The organism is Salmonella sp. A1325 (assembly GCF_056991255.1).
The window spans coordinates 90,763-106,269 of record NZ_JAMLWO010000005.1; the positions used below are offsets into that span (position 1 = coordinate 90,763).

At 54.3% G+C, this 15,507-nt stretch carries 19 protein-coding genes; 16 read left to right on the top strand and 3 right to left on the bottom strand.

The features are described 5' to 3' along the window. Positions 1-179: 179 nt before the first annotated feature. The 14 genes from fliF to rcsA all read left to right on the top strand — a co-directional run bounded on the left by fliF (position 180) and on the right by rcsA (position 11,697). Entirely contained in the window at positions 180-1,862 is a 1,683-nt protein-coding gene (fliF, locus tag NAZ64_RS11655; RefSeq protein WP_001276830.1) for a flagellar basal-body MS-ring/collar protein FliF, read from the top strand. Next, the gene (gene fliG / locus NAZ64_RS11660; RefSeq protein WP_000067735.1) at positions 1,855-2,850 is read left to right on the top strand and encodes a flagellar motor switch protein FliG; all 996 of its coding nucleotides are present in this window, start codon (positions 1,855-1,857) and stop codon (positions 2,848-2,850) included. Before fliF ends, fliG begins: the two co-directional genes overlap by 8 nt. Beyond that, on the top strand, positions 2,843-3,550 hold the full coding sequence (gene fliH, locus NAZ64_RS11665; protein ID WP_000064158.1) for a flagellar assembly protein FliH: 708 nt from the start codon (positions 2,843-2,845) through the stop codon (positions 3,548-3,550). The genes fliG and fliH overlap by 8 nt, the downstream gene beginning before the upstream one ends. Beyond that, positions 3,550-4,920, top strand: a complete 1,371-nt coding sequence (gene fliI, locus NAZ64_RS11670) for a flagellar protein export ATPase FliI (protein ID WP_000213257.1) — start codon at positions 3,550-3,552, stop codon at positions 4,918-4,920. Before fliH ends, fliI begins: the two co-directional genes overlap by 1 nt. Before the next feature lie 21 nt (positions 4,921-4,941). Further along, positions 4,942-5,385 (top strand): flagellar export protein FliJ, encoded by a 444-nt coding sequence (gene fliJ, locus NAZ64_RS11675; protein WP_000046981.1) that lies wholly within the window; start codon positions 4,942-4,944, stop codon positions 5,383-5,385. Further along, complete coding sequence (gene fliK, locus NAZ64_RS11680) at positions 5,382-6,605, top strand: flagellar hook length control protein FliK (protein ID WP_001529216.1); 1,224 nt, start codon at positions 5,382-5,384, stop codon at positions 6,603-6,605. The genes fliJ and fliK overlap by 4 nt, the downstream gene beginning before the upstream one ends. A gap of 104 nt (positions 6,606-6,709) precedes the next feature. After that, positions 6,710-7,177 carry a flagellar basal body-associated protein FliL gene (gene fliL / locus NAZ64_RS11685; RefSeq protein ID WP_000132169.1) on the top strand — a complete coding sequence of 156 codons (468 nt, stop codon included), beginning with the start codon at positions 6,710-6,712 and terminating at the stop codon, positions 7,175-7,177. 4 nt (positions 7,178-7,181) lie between these two features. Beyond that, positions 7,182-8,186: a flagellar motor switch protein FliM gene (gene fliM / locus NAZ64_RS11690; RefSeq protein ID WP_000502811.1), complete on the top strand. Its 1,005-nt coding sequence runs from the start codon at positions 7,182-7,184 to the stop codon at positions 8,184-8,186. After that, positions 8,183-8,596 carry a flagellar motor switch protein FliN gene (fliN, locus tag NAZ64_RS11695; protein ID WP_001282111.1) on the top strand — a complete coding sequence of 138 codons (414 nt, stop codon included), beginning with the start codon at positions 8,183-8,185 and terminating at the stop codon, positions 8,594-8,596. The genes fliM and fliN overlap by 4 nt, the downstream gene beginning before the upstream one ends. After that, the gene (gene fliO / locus NAZ64_RS11700; RefSeq protein ID WP_000978275.1) at positions 8,596-8,973 is read left to right on the top strand and encodes a flagellar biosynthetic protein FliO; all 378 of its coding nucleotides are present in this window, start codon (positions 8,596-8,598) and stop codon (positions 8,971-8,973) included. The genes fliN and fliO overlap by 1 nt, the downstream gene beginning before the upstream one ends. Further along, entirely contained in the window at positions 8,973-9,710 is a 738-nt protein-coding gene (gene fliP / locus NAZ64_RS11705) for a flagellar type III secretion system pore protein FliP (RefSeq protein ID WP_001253411.1), read from the top strand. Before fliO ends, fliP begins: the two co-directional genes overlap by 1 nt. Before the next feature lie 9 nt (positions 9,711-9,719). Next, positions 9,720-9,989 (top strand): flagellar biosynthesis protein FliQ, encoded by a 270-nt coding sequence (gene fliQ, locus NAZ64_RS11710; protein WP_000187355.1) that lies wholly within the window; start codon positions 9,720-9,722, stop codon positions 9,987-9,989. 8 nt (positions 9,990-9,997) lie between these two features. Beyond that, positions 9,998-10,792 (top strand): flagellar biosynthetic protein FliR, encoded by a 795-nt coding sequence (fliR, locus tag NAZ64_RS11715; RefSeq protein ID WP_000616953.1) that lies wholly within the window; start codon positions 9,998-10,000, stop codon positions 10,790-10,792. 281 nt (positions 10,793-11,073) lie between these two features. Continuing rightward, a complete protein-coding gene (gene rcsA / locus NAZ64_RS11720; protein ID WP_000103971.1) occupies positions 11,074-11,697 on the top strand; it encodes a transcriptional regulator RcsA in 624 nt (207 codons plus the stop codon). Positions 11,698-11,735: 38 nt separating this feature from the next. Here rcsA and dsrB read toward each other — a convergent pair whose 3' ends face one another. Next, entirely contained in the window at positions 11,736-11,930 is a 195-nt protein-coding gene (dsrB, locus tag NAZ64_RS11725) for a protein DsrB (protein ID WP_000867218.1), read from the bottom strand. Between the two features lie 128 nt (positions 11,931-12,058). On the opposite strand from dsrB, the gene yodD reads away from it, so the two are divergent. Next, the gene (gene yodD / locus NAZ64_RS11730) at positions 12,059-12,286 is read left to right on the top strand and encodes a YodD family peroxide/acid resistance protein (RefSeq protein ID WP_000844798.1); all 228 of its coding nucleotides are present in this window, start codon (positions 12,059-12,061) and stop codon (positions 12,284-12,286) included. Positions 12,287-12,595: 309 nt separating this feature from the next. Continuing rightward, the gene (locus NAZ64_RS11735) at positions 12,596-13,411 is read left to right on the top strand and encodes a mannosyl-3-phosphoglycerate phosphatase-related protein (RefSeq protein ID WP_131046125.1); all 816 of its coding nucleotides are present in this window, start codon (positions 12,596-12,598) and stop codon (positions 13,409-13,411) included. Here the strand turns inward: NAZ64_RS11735 and dgcQ are convergent. Both dgcQ and NAZ64_RS11745 read right to left on the bottom strand, forming a co-directional pair. Beyond that, on the bottom strand, positions 13,390-15,102 hold the full coding sequence (gene dgcQ / locus NAZ64_RS11740; protein WP_001119828.1) for a cellulose biosynthesis regulator diguanylate cyclase DgcQ: 1,713 nt from the start codon (positions 15,100-15,102) through the stop codon (positions 13,390-13,392). The genes NAZ64_RS11735 and dgcQ overlap by 22 nt on opposite strands. A 164-nt stretch (positions 15,103-15,266) precedes the next feature. Continuing rightward, positions 15,267-15,452, bottom strand: a complete 186-nt coding sequence (locus tag NAZ64_RS11745; RefSeq protein ID WP_000232161.1) for a YodC family protein — start codon at positions 15,450-15,452, stop codon at positions 15,267-15,269. Positions 15,453-15,507 lie beyond the last annotated feature (55 nt).

Consider the following 15,507-nt stretch of genomic DNA (forward strand, 5'->3'; position numbering starts at 1 on the left):
ACCAGTTTGTCAATAAGATAAAGGCGTTAAATAACGATAAAAAACCTCGGTTTTTAGCGCATAGAAAAATTCGAAACCACAAATAATGAGACCGTCAATTTTTCGAGTTTGCTGACCCGGGAGTGAGTCTTGTTCCACTTTGCAAAAAACGCCGTCCACGATCAGTCACGAGGTGCGAGATGAGTGCGACTGCATCGACTGCAACCCAACCTAAACCTCTCGAGTGGCTTAATCGCCTACGCGCGAATCCCCGAATTCCGTTAATTGTGGCGGGTTCCGCCGCCGTGGCGATCGTCGTTGCGATGGTGCTGTGGGCTAAAACGCCCGATTACCGCACGCTATTTAGCAACCTTTCCGATCAGGACGGCGGCGCGATCGTCGCGCAGTTGACCCAGATGAATATCCCCTATCGCTTTGCCAATGGCAGCGGCGCGATTGAAGTGCCCGCCGACAAAGTGCATGAACTGCGTCTGCGTCTGGCGCAGCAGGGGCTGCCTAAAGGCGGCGCGGTAGGCTTTGAACTGCTTGATCAGGAAAAATTCGGTATCAGCCAGTTCAGCGAGCAGGTGAATTATCAGCGCGCGCTGGAAGGTGAACTGGCCCGGACGATCGAGACGCTGGGGCCGGTAAAAAGCGCCCGCGTTCACCTGGCGATGCCAAAGCCGTCGCTATTTGTGCGGGAACAAAAATCCCCTTCCGCCTCCGTCACCGTCACACTGGAACCGGGTCGGGCGCTGGATGAAGGACAAATTAGCGCCGTGGTACATCTGGTTTCCAGCGCTGTCGCCGGTTTGCCGCCAGGAAACGTCACTCTGGTCGATCAATCCGGTCATCTGCTCACGCAATCCAATACCAGCGGTCGCGACCTTAATGACGCGCAATTAAAATTTGCTAATGATGTGGAAAGCCGCATCCAACGCCGTATCGAAGCCATTCTGTCGCCTATCGTCGGGAACGGTAATGTTCACGCTCAGGTAACCGCCCAGTTGGATTTTGCCAATAAAGAACAGACGGAAGAGCACTACAGCCCGAACGGCGATGCGTCGAAGGCCACCCTGCGTTCACGTCAGTTGAATATTAGCGAACAGGTAGGCGCGGGCTATCCCGGCGGCGTGCCTGGCGCGCTGTCGAACCAACCAGCGCCGCCTAACGAGGCGCCGATCGCCACGCCGCCGACCAATCAACAAAACGCGCAGAATACGCCACAAACCAGCACCAGTACCAACAGTAACAGTGCTGGCCCGCGCAATACACAGCGTAATGAAACCAGTAACTACGAAGTGGACCGCACCATTCGTCACACCAAAATGAATGTGGGCGATATTGAGCGTCTCTCCGTGGCCGTCGTGGTGAATTACAAAACGCTGGCAGATGGCAAACCGCTGCCATTGACCGCCGATCAGATGAAACAGATCGAGGATCTAACCCGTGAAGCGATGGGTTTTTCTGATAAACGCGGCGATACGCTAAACGTGGTGAATTCACCGTTTAGCGCAGTGGATGACACCGGCGGCGAACTGCCCTTCTGGCAACAGCAGTCCTTTATCGATCAGTTGCTCGCGGCAGGTCGCTGGTTACTGGTGCTGGTGGTGGCCTGGATTCTGTGGCGCAAAGCGGTACGTCCGCAGTTGACGCGCCGTGTTGAAGAAGCGAAAGCGGCGCAGGAACAGGCGCAGGTTCGCCAGGAAACCGAAGAAGCCGTGGAAGTACGCCTTAGCAAAGACGAGCAGCTCCAGCAACGCCGGGCTAACCAGCGTCTGGGCGCTGAGGTGATGAGCCAGCGTATTCGCGAAATGTCAGACAACGATCCGCGCGTGGTGGCGCTGGTCATTCGCCAGTGGATGAGTAACGATCATGAGTAATCTTAGCGGTACCGATAAAAGCGTCATTTTGTTGATGACCATTGGCGAAGACCGGGCGGCAGAGGTGTTTAAACACCTCTCCACCCGCGAAGTGCAGGCGCTAAGTACGGCGATGGCTAACGTGCGTCAGATCTCCAACAAACAACTGACGGACGTACTATCAGAGTTTGAGCAAGAAGCGGAGCAGTTCGCCGCGCTGAATATTAACGCCAACGAATACCTGCGCTCCGTACTGGTTAAAGCGCTGGGCGAAGAACGCGCCTCCAGCCTGCTGGAAGATATTCTGGAAACGCGCGATACCACCAGCGGTATCGAAACGCTCAACTTTATGGAACCGCAGAGCGCCGCCGACCTGATTCGCGACGAACACCCGCAGATTATCGCCACCATTCTGGTCCACCTCAAACGCAGTCAGGCCGCCGATATTCTGGCGCTGTTTGACGAGCGTCTGCGTCATGATGTGATGCTGCGTATCGCGACATTTGGCGGCGTACAGCCGGCGGCGCTGGCGGAGTTGACCGAAGTGCTGAATGGCCTGCTCGACGGTCAGAACCTGAAACGCAGCAAAATGGGCGGCGTAAGAACCGCGGCGGAAATTATCAACCTGATGAAAACGCAGCAGGAAGAAGCGGTTATTACCGCTGTGCGCGAATTCGACGGCGAACTGGCGCAGAAAATCATCGACGAGATGTTCCTGTTCGAAAATCTGGTGGATGTGGACGATCGCAGTATCCAGCGTCTGCTGCAGGAAGTGGATTCCGAATCGCTGCTGATCGCTCTGAAAGGCGCCGAACCGCCATTACGCGAGAAGTTCCTGCGCAATATGTCCCAGCGCGCCGCCGATATCCTGCGCGACGACCTTGCCAACCGTGGCCCGGTTCGTCTGTCTCAGGTGGAAAACGAGCAGAAAGCAATTCTGCTTATTGTGCGTCGTCTGGCGGAAACCGGCGAAATGGTGATTGGCAGCGGCGAGGATACCTATGTCTAATGAATTGCCGTGGCAAGTCTGGACCCCCGACGATCTCGCCCCGCCGCCGGAGACGTTTGTGCCGGTTGAGGCTGATAACGTGACCTTGACAGACGATACGCCGGAGCCCGAACTCACTGCCGAACAGCAGCTGGAACAGGAGCTGGCGCAGCTAAAAATACAGGCCCATGAACAAGGTTATAATGCCGGGCTGGCGGAGGGACGGCAAAAAGGACACGCACAGGGATACCAGGAAGGGTTAGCGCAGGGGCTGGAGCAAGGGCAAGCCCAGGCGCAGACGCAGCAGGCGCCGATTCATGCCCGTATGCAGCAGTTAGTGAGCGAGTTTCAGAACACGCTTGACGCGCTCGATAGCGTTATCGCCTCACGGCTGATGCAAATGGCCCTGGAGGCTGCGCGTCAGGTCATCGGCCAAACGCCGGCGGTGGACAACTCAGCGCTGATTAAACAGATCCAACAACTGTTGCAGCAAGAGCCGCTCTTTAGCGGCAAGCCGCAGTTGCGCGTGCATCCGGACGACTTACAGCGGGTGGAAGAGATGCTGGGCGCCACGCTCAGCCTTCACGGATGGCGGTTACGCGGGGACCCAACGTTGCATCACGGCGGATGTAAAGTCTCCGCCGATGAAGGCGATCTGGACGCCAGCGTCGCTACTCGCTGGCAAGAGTTGTGTCGCCTGGCGGCACCGGGAGTGCTCTGATGACCACGCGTTTGACCCGCTGGCTTACCGCGCTCGATAACTTTGAAGCAAAAATGGCGTTATTGCCGGCGGTGCGTCGTTATGGACGTTTAACCCGCGCCACTGGCCTGGTACTGGAGGCCACCGGTCTCCAGCTTCCGCTGGGCGCCACCTGCATTATTGAGCGCCAGGACGGTCCTGAAACCAAAGAGGTGGAATCGGAAGTCGTCGGTTTTAACGGCCAGCGTCTGTTTTTAATGCCGCTGGAAGAGGTCGAAGGCATTCTGCCCGGTGCCCGCGTTTACGCCCGTAACGGGCATGGCGACGGTCTGCAAAGCGGCAAACAGTTACCGCTCGGCCCGGCCCTGCTTGGTCGGGTGCTGGATGGCGGCGGTAAACCGCTCGACGGACTGCCTGCGCCGGATACGCTGGAAACTGGCGCGTTAATCACGCCGCCGTTTAACCCGCTACAGCGAACGCCAATCGAACATGTGTTGGATACCGGCGTACGCGCTATCAACGCGTTGTTAACCGTAGGGCGCGGTCAGCGTATGGGACTCTTTGCCGGTTCCGGCGTCGGTAAGTCGGTTCTGCTTGGCATGATGGCGCGCTACACGCGGGCGGACGTGATTGTCGTGGGACTTATCGGCGAACGTGGCCGCGAAGTTAAAGATTTTATCGAAAATATTCTCGGCCCCGACGGTCGCGCGCGTTCGGTGGTGATTGCCGCCCCGGCGGATGTCTCGCCGCTGCTGCGAATGCAGGGCGCCGCCTATGCCACCCGCATCGCCGAAGACTTTCGCGATCGCGGACAGCATGTGTTGCTGATTATGGATTCGCTGACGCGCTATGCGATGGCGCAGCGTGAAATTGCGCTGGCAATCGGCGAACCGCCAGCCACCAAAGGTTATCCGCCTTCGGTGTTCGCAAAGCTGCCGGCGCTGGTCGAGCGTGCCGGTAATGGCATCCACGGCGGTGGCTCTATCACCGCGTTTTATACCGTGTTGACCGAGGGGGACGACCAACAAGATCCCATTGCCGACTCGGCACGCGCAATCCTCGACGGGCACATTGTCTTGTCCCGCCGTCTGGCGGAGGCCGGGCACTATCCGGCCATTGATATCGAGGCGTCAATCAGCCGGGCGATGACCGCGCTCATTACCGAGCAGCACTATGCGCGGGTACGGCTATTTAAACAGTTGCTTTCCAGTTTCCAGCGTAACCGCGATCTGGTCAGCGTCGGCGCCTATGCCAAAGGCAGCGATCCGATGCTCGATAAAGCCATTACCTTATGGCCGCAACTGGAAGCGTTTTTACAGCAAGGCATTTTTGAACGGGCCGACTGGGAAGACTCTCTGCAGGCGCTCGATTTAATTTTCCCGACGGTGTGATAAAGCAGGAGGGCGACGATCATGGCACAACATGGCGCTCTGGAAACACTCAAAGATCTGGCCGAAAAAGAGGTAGATGACGCGGCGCGTTTACTGGGCGAAATGCGTCGCGGCTGCCAACAGGCGGAAGAACAGCTCAAAATGCTGATCGATTATCAGAATGAGTATCGCAGTAATTTGAACACCGATATGGGCAACGGCATCGCCAGTAATCGCTGGATCAACTATCAGCAGTTTATTCAGACACTGGAAAAGGCGATAGAGCAGCATCGCCTCCAGCTTACGCAGTGGACGCAAAAAGTCGACCTGGCGCTGAAGAGCTGGCGTGAGAAAAAGCAGCGACTTCAGGCCTGGCAAACCTTACAGGACCGACAAACCGCGGCAGCGCTGTTAGCTGAAAACCGCATGGATCAGAAAAAGATGGATGAATTTGCTCAGCGTGCAGCAATGAGGAAACCCGAATGATCACCCTGCCCCAACTGATCACCACCGATACCGACATGACCGCGGGTCTGACGTCAGGAAAAACCACCGGTTCAGCCGAGGACTTTCTGGCGCTTCTGGCGGGCGCGTTAGGCGCAGACGGCGCACAGGGCAAAGACGCCCGCATCACGCTGGCCGATTTACAGGCGGCAGGCGGCAAATTATCGAAAGGGTTACTGACCCAACATGGCGAGCCGGGCCAGGCGGTGAAGCTTGCCGACCTGCTGGCGCAAAAAGCGAATGCGACGGATGAAACGCTTACCGATCTGACACAAGCGCAGCATCTACTGTCTACGCTAACGCCATCGTTGAAAACCAGCGCTCTGGCCGCATTGAGTAAAACGGCGCAGCATGATGAGAAAACGCCCGCGCTGAGCGATGAGGATCTTGCCAGTCTGAGCGCCTTATTCGCCATGCTGCCCGGACAACCTGTCGCGACGCCTGTCGCCGGAGAGACGCCGGCTGAAAATCACATCGCCTTGCCGTCACTGTTGCGCGGCGACATGCCATCGGCGCCGCAGGAAGAGACACATACGCTCTCTTTTAGCGAGCATGAAAAAGGGAAAACCGAGGCGTCGCTTGCGCGCGCCAGCGACGATCGCGCCACGGGTCCAGCACTGACGCCGCTGGTGGTCGCTGCCGCCGCGACCAGCGCGAAAGTGGAGGTGGATAGCCCGTCCGCGCCAGTAACGCATGGCGCGGCAATGCCGACGCTCAGCAGCGCCACGGCGCAACCGCAACCGCTACCTGTCGCCTCAGCCCCGGTACTCAGCGCGCCGTTAGGCAGCCATGAATGGCAGCAAACGTTCAGTCAGCAGGTCATGTTATTTACGCGTCAGGGACAGCAAAGCGCGCAGCTTCGATTGCATCCGGAAGAGTTAGGTCAGGTGCATATTTCGCTCAAGCTGGATGACAATCAGGCGCAGCTCCAGATGGTATCGCCGCACAGCCATGTCCGCGCCGCGCTGGAAGCCGCCCTGCCCATGTTGCGCACTCAGTTGGCGGAAAGCGGCATTCAGTTGGGACAAAGCAGTATCAGTAGCGAAAGCTTTGCCGGACAGCAGCAGTCTTCATCGCAACAGCAGTCTGGCCGCGCCCAACACCCGGACGCGTTTGGCGCTGAAGATGACATAGCGTTAGCGGCGCCGGCCTCGCTTCAGGCCGCCGCGCGCGGCAATGGCGCAGTGGATATCTTCGCCTAACGCCAGAGGTAGCATGATTATCCGCGTCTTTTCCACGCTTTGTCGTGGACAGGACACGGGATAATCAGCCAATAAGCAGTACCGAAACAGGAAGCCCGTATCAGATGACTGACTCCGCGATTAACAAAAAGAGCAAACGCTCGATTTGGATACCTTTGCTGGTGTTGATTACCCTCGCCGCCTGCGCGACCGCCGGTTATAGCTACTGGCGTATGCAGCAGCAACCGACCACGAACGCTAAAGCAGAACCGGCTCCGCCGCCTGCGCCGGTATTTTTTGCGCTGGATACGTTTACCGTCAATCTGGGCGATGCGGATCGCGTGTTGTATATCGGCGTGACCCTGCGTCTGAAAGACGAAGCGACGCGCGCGCGATTAAATGAATATCTGCCGGAAGTGCGCAGCCGTCTGCTGTTGTTGTTTTCCCGCCAGAATGCCGCCGAGCTCTCAACAGAAGCTGGCAAACAAAAACTGATTGCCGCCATTAAAGAGACGCTGGCCGCGCCGCTCGTTGCCGGACAACCAAAACAGGTCGTCACTGACGTGCTTTATACAGCTTTTATTCTGCGGTAACGATATGGGCGATAGTATTCTTTCTCAGGCTGAAATCGATGCGCTGTTGAACGGCGACAGCGACACCAAAGACGAACCCACTCCCGGTATCGCAAGCGATAGCGATATTCGCCCTTACGATCCCAATACCCAGCGTCGCGTCGTGCGTGAACGCTTGCAGGCGCTGGAGATTATTAACGAGCGTTTCGCACGCCAGTTCCGGATGGGATTATTTAACCTGCTGCGCCGCAGCCCGGATATTACCGTGGGTGCCATACGTATTCAGCCGTATCACGAATTTGCGCGTAACCTGCCGGTACCGACCAACCTGAACCTGATCCACCTGAAGCCGCTACGCGGCACCGGGCTGGTGGTGTTCTCGCCGAGTCTGGTGTTTATTGCCGTCGATAACCTGTTCGGCGGCGACGGCCGTTTTCCGACCAAAGTCGAGGGCCGCGAGTTTACCCATACGGAACAGCGTGTCATCAACCGTATGCTGAAACTGGCGCTGGAAGGCTATAGCGACGCATGGAAAGCCATTAATCCGCTGGAAGTGGAGTATGTACGTTCCGAAATGCAGGTGAAATTTACCAATATCACCACCTCGCCGAACGATATCGTCGTCAATACGCCGTTTCATGTGGAGATCGGCAATCTGACCGGTGAATTTAACATCTGTCTGCCATTTAGCATGATCGAGCCGCTGCGTGAGCTGCTGGTGAACCCGCCGCTGGAAAACTCGCGCCATGAAGATCAGAACTGGCGTGATAACCTGGTGCGTCAGGTTCAGCACTCTGAACTGGAGCTGGTGGCGAATTTTGCCGATATTCCGTTACGTCTTTCCCAGATTTTGAAGCTGAAACCCGGCGATGTACTGCCGATTGAAAAACCCGACCGCATTATTGCTCATGTGGACGGCGTTCCGGTACTCACCAGCCAATATGGCACCGTAAACGGACAGTATGCGCTACGCGTAGAACATTTGATCAACCCAATTTTGAATTCGCTGAATGAGGAACAGCCCAAATGAGTGACATGAATAATCCGTCCGATGAGAATACTGGCGCATTGGATGATCTGTGGGCTGACGCGTTAAACGAGCAAAAAGCGACCACCAATAAAAGCGCCGCCGACGCGGTTTTCCAACAGCTTGGCGGCGGCGATGTCAGCGGTGCTATGCAGGATATCGATCTGATTATGGATATCCCGGTCAAACTGACCGTAGAGCTGGGCCGCACGCGAATGACCATTAAAGAACTGTTGCGTCTGACGCAGGGGTCGGTCGTCGCGCTGGACGGGCTGGCGGGCGAGCCGCTGGATATCCTGATTAATGGCTACCTGATTGCCCAGGGTGAAGTGGTCGTCGTGGCGGATAAATACGGCGTACGTATCACCGATATTATTACGCCATCCGAGCGTATGCGTCGTTTGAGTCGTTAATGATGAAGACAGAAGCCACGGTTTCTCAGCCCACCGCGCCAGCCGGATCGCCGCTCATGCAGGTGAGCGGCGCATTAATTGGCATTATTGCGCTCATTCTGGCGGCGGCCTGGATGATTAAGCGTATGGGATTCGTACCAAAAGGAAATAGCGTCCGGGGACTCAAGGTGTCAGCCAGCGCCTCGCTTGGCCCGCGCGAACGCGTGGTGATTGTCGAGGTCGAAAATGCGCGTCTGGTACTGGGCGTGACCGCCTCGCAGATCAACCTGCTGCACACCCTCCCGCCCGCGGAGAATGACACGGAAGCACCCGTTGCCCCACCGGCGGATTTCCAGAACATGATGAAGAACTTACTCAAGCGTTCCGGGAGATCCTGATGCGCCGTTTGTTATTCCTTTCTCTGGCGGGTCTGTGGCTTTTTAGTCCCGCCGCCGCTGCGCAACTACCGGGGCTTATCAGCCAACCATTAGCGGGCGGAGGCCAAAGCTGGTCATTATCCGTCCAGACGCTGGTTTTCATCACCTCGCTGACGTTTCTGCCGGCGATTTTACTGATGATGACGAGCTTCACGCGTATCATCATTGTTTTTGGCCTGTTGCGTAACGCGCTGGGCACGCCCTCGGCACCGCCAAACCAGGTGTTACTCGGACTGGCGTTGTTTTTGACCTTTTTTATTATGTCGCCCGTCATTGACAAGATTTACGTGGACGCTTACCAGCCGTTTAGCGAGCAGAAAATTTCTATGCAGGAAGCGCTGGATAAAGGCGCGCAACCGTTACGCGCGTTCATGCTGCGCCAAACCCGCGAAGCCGATCTGGCGCTGTTTGCCCGTCTGGCCAATAGCGGTCCGTTACAGGGACCGGAAGCAGTACCGATGCGTATCCTCCTGCCCGCTTATGTCACCAGCGAATTAAAGACGGCATTTCAGATCGGTTTTACGATTTTCATCCCTTTTTTGATTATCGACCTGGTGATCGCCAGCGTATTGATGGCGTTAGGGATGATGATGGTGCCACCAGCGACAATCGCCCTGCCGTTTAAGCTGATGCTGTTTGTGCTGGTTGATGGTTGGCAATTGCTTGTGGGGTCGCTGGCCCAAAGCTTTTACAGTTAGAGGCGCAAAATGACTCCTGAATCCGTCATGATGATGGGGACCGAGGCGATGAAAGTTGCTCTCGCCCTGGCTGCGCCGCTGTTACTCGTCGCGCTGATTACCGGCCTCATTATCAGCATCTTGCAGGCCGCGACTCAGATTAATGAAATGACGCTGTCGTTTATCCCTAAAATCGTCGCGGTATTCATCGCAATTATCGTTGCCGGCCCGTGGATGCTCAACCTGTTGCTGGACTACGTACGCACTCTGTTCAGCAATTTACCTTATATCATCGGATAAACAGAACGATGATTCAGGTTACAAGCGAGCAATGGCTATACTGGCTGCATCTCTATTTCTGGCCTTTGCTGCGCGTACTGGCGCTGATTTCAACGGCGCCCATTCTCAGCGAGCGCGCTATTCCCAAGCGGGTAAAACTGGGGTTGGGAATAATGATTACCCTCGTTATCGCGCCGTCGCTACCGGCAAACGATACGCCGCTTTTTTCTATTGCCGCCTTATGGCTGGCGATGCAACAAATTCTGATCGGTATTGCGCTGGGATTTACCATGCAATTCGCCTTTGCGGCGGTGCGTACCGCAGGTGAGTTTATCGGTCTGCAAATGGGGCTTTCCTTTGCCACCTTCGTCGACCCGGGCAGCCACCTGAATATGCCGGTTCTGGCGCGTATTATGGATATGCTCGCCATGCTACTGTTTCTCACCTTTAATGGCCATTTGTGGCTTATTTCGCTGCTGGTCGATACCTTCCACACTCTGCCCATCGGGAGTAACCCGGTGAACAGTAATGCATTTATGGCGCTCGCCAGGGCCGGAGGGCTCATTTTCTTAAACGGACTGATGCTGGCATTGCCGGTCATTACCCTCCTGCTTACGCTCAACTTGGCGCTGGGGCTATTAAACCGCATGGCGCCGCAGCTCTCGATATTTGTTATCGGTTTCCCGCTTACACTCACCGTCGGCATTATGCTGATGGCCGCGCTAATGCCATTAATTGCGCCGTTTTGCGAACATTTATTCAGCGAAATTTTCAATTTGCTTGCTGATATTGTTAGCGAGATGCCGATAAATAATAACCCATAATTTTTATCCTGTTTTACTAAGGTTTATCCGAAAATAAATTTTAAAAAACATTCACCAAGATATATCCGCTGCCCCTTATTTGTTTTTACTTCACTCACATAACGCAACATTCACTTTACTTTAAGATGATTCCTGGCAAATTATATGTAACTTTACGGGATAGTAAGTTCGCCTGAAAAACCGCGTAAGCGTTGTCTAAGGTGACTATTCGTGTTCCGTCTGATTATGGTGAGTTATTCAGGTAAGGGGAATTATCGTTACGCATTGAGTGAGGGTATGCCATGTCAACGATTATTATGGATTTATGCAGTTACACCCGGCTAGGGTTAAGCGGGTATCTGGTCAGCAGAGGGGTGAAAAAAAGGGAAATCAACGACATCGAAACCGTTGACGAACTCGCTATCGCTTGTGGCGCGCATCAGCCTTCGGTGGTGTTTATTAATGAGGACTGTTTCATTCATACGCCTTCAGACAGTCAACAAATAAAGCAAATCATTAATCAACATCCTGACACGTTATTTATTGTTTTTATGGCAATTGCTAATGTGCATTTTGATGAATATTTATTAGTAAGAAAAAACTTATTGATTAGCTCTAAATCGATTAAACCTGACTCGCTGGATACCATTCTTGGCGATATTCTGAAAAAAGAGTCGGGTATTTCAGGAACCATAAATTTACCAACATTATCGTTAAGTCGAACTGAATCCAGCATGTTGCGAATGTGGATGGAAGGTCAGGGAACCATTCAGATTTCTGACAGAATGAATATTAAAGCAAAAACAGTATCCTCCCATAAGGGGAATATAAAAAGAAAGATAAAAACGCATAATAAACAAGTGATCTATCACGTAGTACGGCTGACAGATAACGTCACTAACGGCATTTTTGTTAACATGCGCTGAGACATCCGGACTGGCAATGTACCTCCAGTCCGGCTCAATTAGTCCTGCTCCGCCTTCTCGACAAAAATACCATCCTGGTGACCTGACTCATTGAAGAACCAGATGCCGAGCGGGTAATCCTCCAGCGAAACCAGGTACATTGTGCCTTCACTAAATTCTTCCACTGCCAGTACCACGCCCGGTCGGCGGGGACCGCCGTCCGTTTTAACGGTTACCCGATCATTCACCTTCATCATTTTCCTCCTGTCGCTTTGTGCCAGTGTAGAACAATTTTCTGCGTCTGACAGCGCCTTGCCGGCGTGTTTGCTGGTTTTCTCAACGGTCTATACTTAGGCTGTCAGGAACCCGTGAGGTAGTGAAGATGAAAACGGCAAAAGAGTACAGTGATACGGCCAAGCGCGAAGTGAGCGTCGATGTAGATGCGCTACTGGCGGCCATCAATGAAATCAGCGAAAGCGAGGTTCACCGTAGCCAGGAAGATCCTGAGCGGGTGAGCGTAGACGGACGGGAATATCATACATGGCATGAATTAGCTGAAGCATTCGAGCTGGATATTCATGATTTTAGTGTAACAGAAGTAAACCGTTAAAAATGGCCGAAAAAAATCCCGGCCCTACGGGTCGGGATCAAACTTGCTTATGCAAGAAGCACTTGAAAATTCGTTACACCAGGAAATCTGATGTGAGATTTACCTTATCTGCAATTTTTTTGCATGACAAGTAAATATTTTTTACATGAATGATTAAGCGCGCTAATAGTTCGGTAGCAAAAGTGTGACAACGCATGTGCTGCCTGGAAGCGACGGGATCGGTTCCAGTTAGCGTTCGACTTCTTTCGGGTGTGCTTTAGGACTTTTCCTGGAAATAAGCCCGCCGTTGCAACGGAAAATGAGGAAAAAATGCTCTCAATCCATGACCCCTTGCTGATTTTTACCGATCTGGACGGCACATTGCTGAACAGCCACACTTTTGAGTGGCAGCCCGCGGCCCCCTGGCTTACTCGCCTGCATGAAAGCGGCGTGCCCGTGATCCTCTGTAGCAGTAAAACCGCGGCTGAAATGCTCCAGCTCCAGACGACATTAAATCTACAGGGACTGCCGCTGATTGCGGAAAACGGCGCAGTGATCCAACTGGACGTTCATTGGGAAGACCATCCCCACTATCCCCGTCTGATAGCCGGTATTTCTCACAACGAAATCCGCCTCGTCCTGCATAAATTGCGTGAAAAGGAACAGTTTAAGTTCACCACGTTTGATGACGTTGACGATCAGGTGATAAGCGAATGGACGGGCCTAAACCGGGCACAGTCTGCCCTAACCCGTCTGCATGAAGCGTCGGTGTCGCTGATCTGGCGCGATAGCGATGAACGCATGGCGCAGTTTGTCGCCCATTTAAATGACCTGGGACTGCAATTTGTCCATGGCGCCCGTTTCTGGCATGTGCTGGACGCCTCCGCCGGTAAAGATCAGGCTGCTAACTGGCTGATAGAAGCATATCGTCGGCAGTGGCGCGCGCGTCCTCTGACGTTGGGGCTAGGAGACGGCCCCAATGATGCGCCCTTACTGGATGTGATGGATTATGCGGTTGTCGTTAAAGGACTAAACCGGGAGGGCGTACACTTGCGTAACGACGATCCTCAGCGCGTCTACCGTAGCCAGAACGAAGGGCCGGATGGCTGGCGCGAAGGCATGGACTATTTCTTTTCCCGCTCCTGAGTCGCGTCGCTGGCGCAAATACGGTTACGTCCGGACTGTTTGGCGTAATAAAGCCGTTTGTCGGCCAGCGACTGCAACTGCTCAAAATCATAGTCGCCGTATTCCTCCGCGCTACTGATCCCCATTGACGCGCTGATACGAAGCGTCGTGCTTTTCGTCACCAGAATCTCTTTGTCATTAATGCGCTGGCGTATGCGTTCGGCAATCTGCAGCGCCTGCGCTTTCGTCGCGCCGGGCAGCACGATACAAAACTCTTCGCCCCCTACCCGTCCGGCGATGTCGTGCGCTCGAATGGTGCTGCCAATGAGCCCAGCGGCATGGGACAACACGCGATCGCCTGCCTGATGACCAAAGCGATCGTTAACGCTTTTAAAATAATCTAAATCCAGCTGTATCACAGAAAATGGCTGGCGGGCTTCCCGGTAGCGCTTTGCCAGCCTGGACGCTTTTTCAAACAGCGCGCCACGGTTATATAGCCGGGTCAGCGGATCGTGCCATGCCTGCCATTGCAGCGAATTTTGCAGAACAAACATGTTTTTGACCATATGTCGAATAACGCCCCAGGAGATCAACAGCATCGCCGTAAAAAGCACCCATAACAGCGTCAGCGCGATACTAATACTGCCAAAATTCCCTTGGATGCCTTCACGTAGTGTATGCACGCGCAGCAGGACGCCATCAAAATGATCCAGCCGCTCCCAGCTTACATAATGCGTTCCTAAACGCAGCCCGCCCAGGGTATCTTTTTCTATTTCACGCGCCAGTAAGGCGCGCTCACGGTCATTTAACGTATTCGCGGTTTGTTGTTCCGGCGCGGAGTCCGTCAACAAACGGAGATGGTTATCATATAGCTGATATTCCCCTTCAATATCCTTTTCAGCCGCATCGCGCAGGAACCGCTGTAATGACGCGACGGGAATATCCATTGCCAGTACGCCATACCAGTAATTATCGTGATCCAGCGGTAGACTGGCTGTCACTTTTTTCTGCTCGTCAGCAACATAGGGCTGTGCGGAGGTAAACCACCGCACGCCGCGCTGTGGATTACGCCGTTGGCTTTGCTCGATAAACCAGGGCTGGGTCACGTACTGATAGTAACGGGAGACAATATCGCTACCGTACGCCGTAGGGAGAGTTGAGAGGTAAAACCCTGAGCGAGAAACATACATCGTCTCCAGCGTCAGCATGGCGGATGAGCGCGCCAGACGCGCCAGATACCCTAACTCCAGCGTGGCGGTCAATTCATTTGCCAGGTCACGACTCTCCCGCGAAAGAAGCGTCGTCCGGGCGACAAATTGATCGGAAACGCCATATAACGGCAATGTCCGCCGCTTATCCAGCTCCAGTTGCCAGAAATGTCTGACGCGTCGTTGCTCAAACTGCGTCACCGCGCTTTGCAATGCGGAAAAAGCCAGCGGCGCCACCAGCGCTTCATGCATACCGTTGCGTAAAAAGATCAACCTGTCCATGTTGAATTGCAGTTGGCGGTCAAGGACATTCGCGACGCTCCCCAGATGATTGCGCTGACTGGCGACATACGCGTCTTTCAGTATCATCACTTCCCGCCAGGTAAGTAGCGTCGAGAACAGCATCACGATCAGAAAACAGGTGTTGACGACATGACCGGGACCAAAACGCCGCGCCAGCTTTTTAAACCAGCCTTGATTGTCTAACAGTGTTTCGTGCGGCACCCTGGTAACTCCTGGTTATTGATACAACTCCCCCTGATGGCTTACGGTAGCCAGACCTCATCAAGGGATACCACTCAATCCTGGCATAACCAGGTAGCTGCATGTCGCAGCGCGACGACTCTTTTTCTCCACAGCAAAACGCCCGGCATTAACCGGGCGTTTTGTCATCGGGCTTCGTCCCGCACGCGCCTTTCCTTGCCTGGCACGAGCTCATTCTCATGGAATGCCTCCCGCTTTACGCCAAAACCATCATACCAGCGACACTCTACCATTCCGCTGGAATAACCGGTGACGATCATCCGGGGCCCACCCTCTTTCACGGTAACTTCCTCACTGACAGAAAAGACCATACCTGCCTCCTGTATCAGATGAAACGTTTTCACCTTAGACGAGGATGGGCAATTT

Coding starts and splice junctions, on each gene's coding strand:
- fliF (WP_001276830.1), top strand. CDS start 180: ATGAGTGCGACTGCATCGACTGCAACCCAACCTAAACCTCTCGAGTGG.
- fliG (WP_000067735.1), top strand. CDS start 1,855: ATGAGTAATCTTAGCGGTACCGATAAAAGCGTCATTTTGTTGATGACC.
- fliH (WP_000064158.1), top strand. CDS start 2,843: ATGTCTAATGAATTGCCGTGGCAAGTCTGGACCCCCGACGATCTCGCC.
- fliI (WP_000213257.1), top strand. CDS start 3,550: ATGACCACGCGTTTGACCCGCTGGCTTACCGCGCTCGATAACTTTGAA.
- fliJ (WP_000046981.1), top strand. CDS start 4,942: ATGGCACAACATGGCGCTCTGGAAACACTCAAAGATCTGGCCGAAAAA.
- fliK (WP_001529216.1), top strand. CDS start 5,382: ATGATCACCCTGCCCCAACTGATCACCACCGATACCGACATGACCGCG.
- fliL (WP_000132169.1), top strand. CDS start 6,710: ATGACTGACTCCGCGATTAACAAAAAGAGCAAACGCTCGATTTGGATA.
- fliM (WP_000502811.1), top strand. CDS start 7,182: ATGGGCGATAGTATTCTTTCTCAGGCTGAAATCGATGCGCTGTTGAAC.
- fliN (WP_001282111.1), top strand. CDS start 8,183: ATGAGTGACATGAATAATCCGTCCGATGAGAATACTGGCGCATTGGAT.
- fliO (WP_000978275.1), top strand. CDS start 8,596: ATGATGAAGACAGAAGCCACGGTTTCTCAGCCCACCGCGCCAGCCGGA.
- fliP (WP_001253411.1), top strand. CDS start 8,973: ATGCGCCGTTTGTTATTCCTTTCTCTGGCGGGTCTGTGGCTTTTTAGT.
- fliQ (WP_000187355.1), top strand. CDS start 9,720: ATGACTCCTGAATCCGTCATGATGATGGGGACCGAGGCGATGAAAGTT.
- fliR (WP_000616953.1), top strand. CDS start 9,998: ATGATTCAGGTTACAAGCGAGCAATGGCTATACTGGCTGCATCTCTAT.
- rcsA (WP_000103971.1), top strand. CDS start 11,074: ATGTCAACGATTATTATGGATTTATGCAGTTACACCCGGCTAGGGTTA.
- dsrB (WP_000867218.1), bottom strand. CDS start 11,930: ATGAAGGTGAATGATCGGGTAACCGTTAAAACGGACGGCGGTCCCCGC.
- yodD (WP_000844798.1), top strand. CDS start 12,059: ATGAAAACGGCAAAAGAGTACAGTGATACGGCCAAGCGCGAAGTGAGC.
- NAZ64_RS11735 (WP_131046125.1), top strand. CDS start 12,596: ATGCTCTCAATCCATGACCCCTTGCTGATTTTTACCGATCTGGACGGC.
- NAZ64_RS11745 (WP_000232161.1), bottom strand. CDS start 15,452: ATGGTCTTTTCTGTCAGTGAGGAAGTTACCGTGAAAGAGGGTGGGCCC.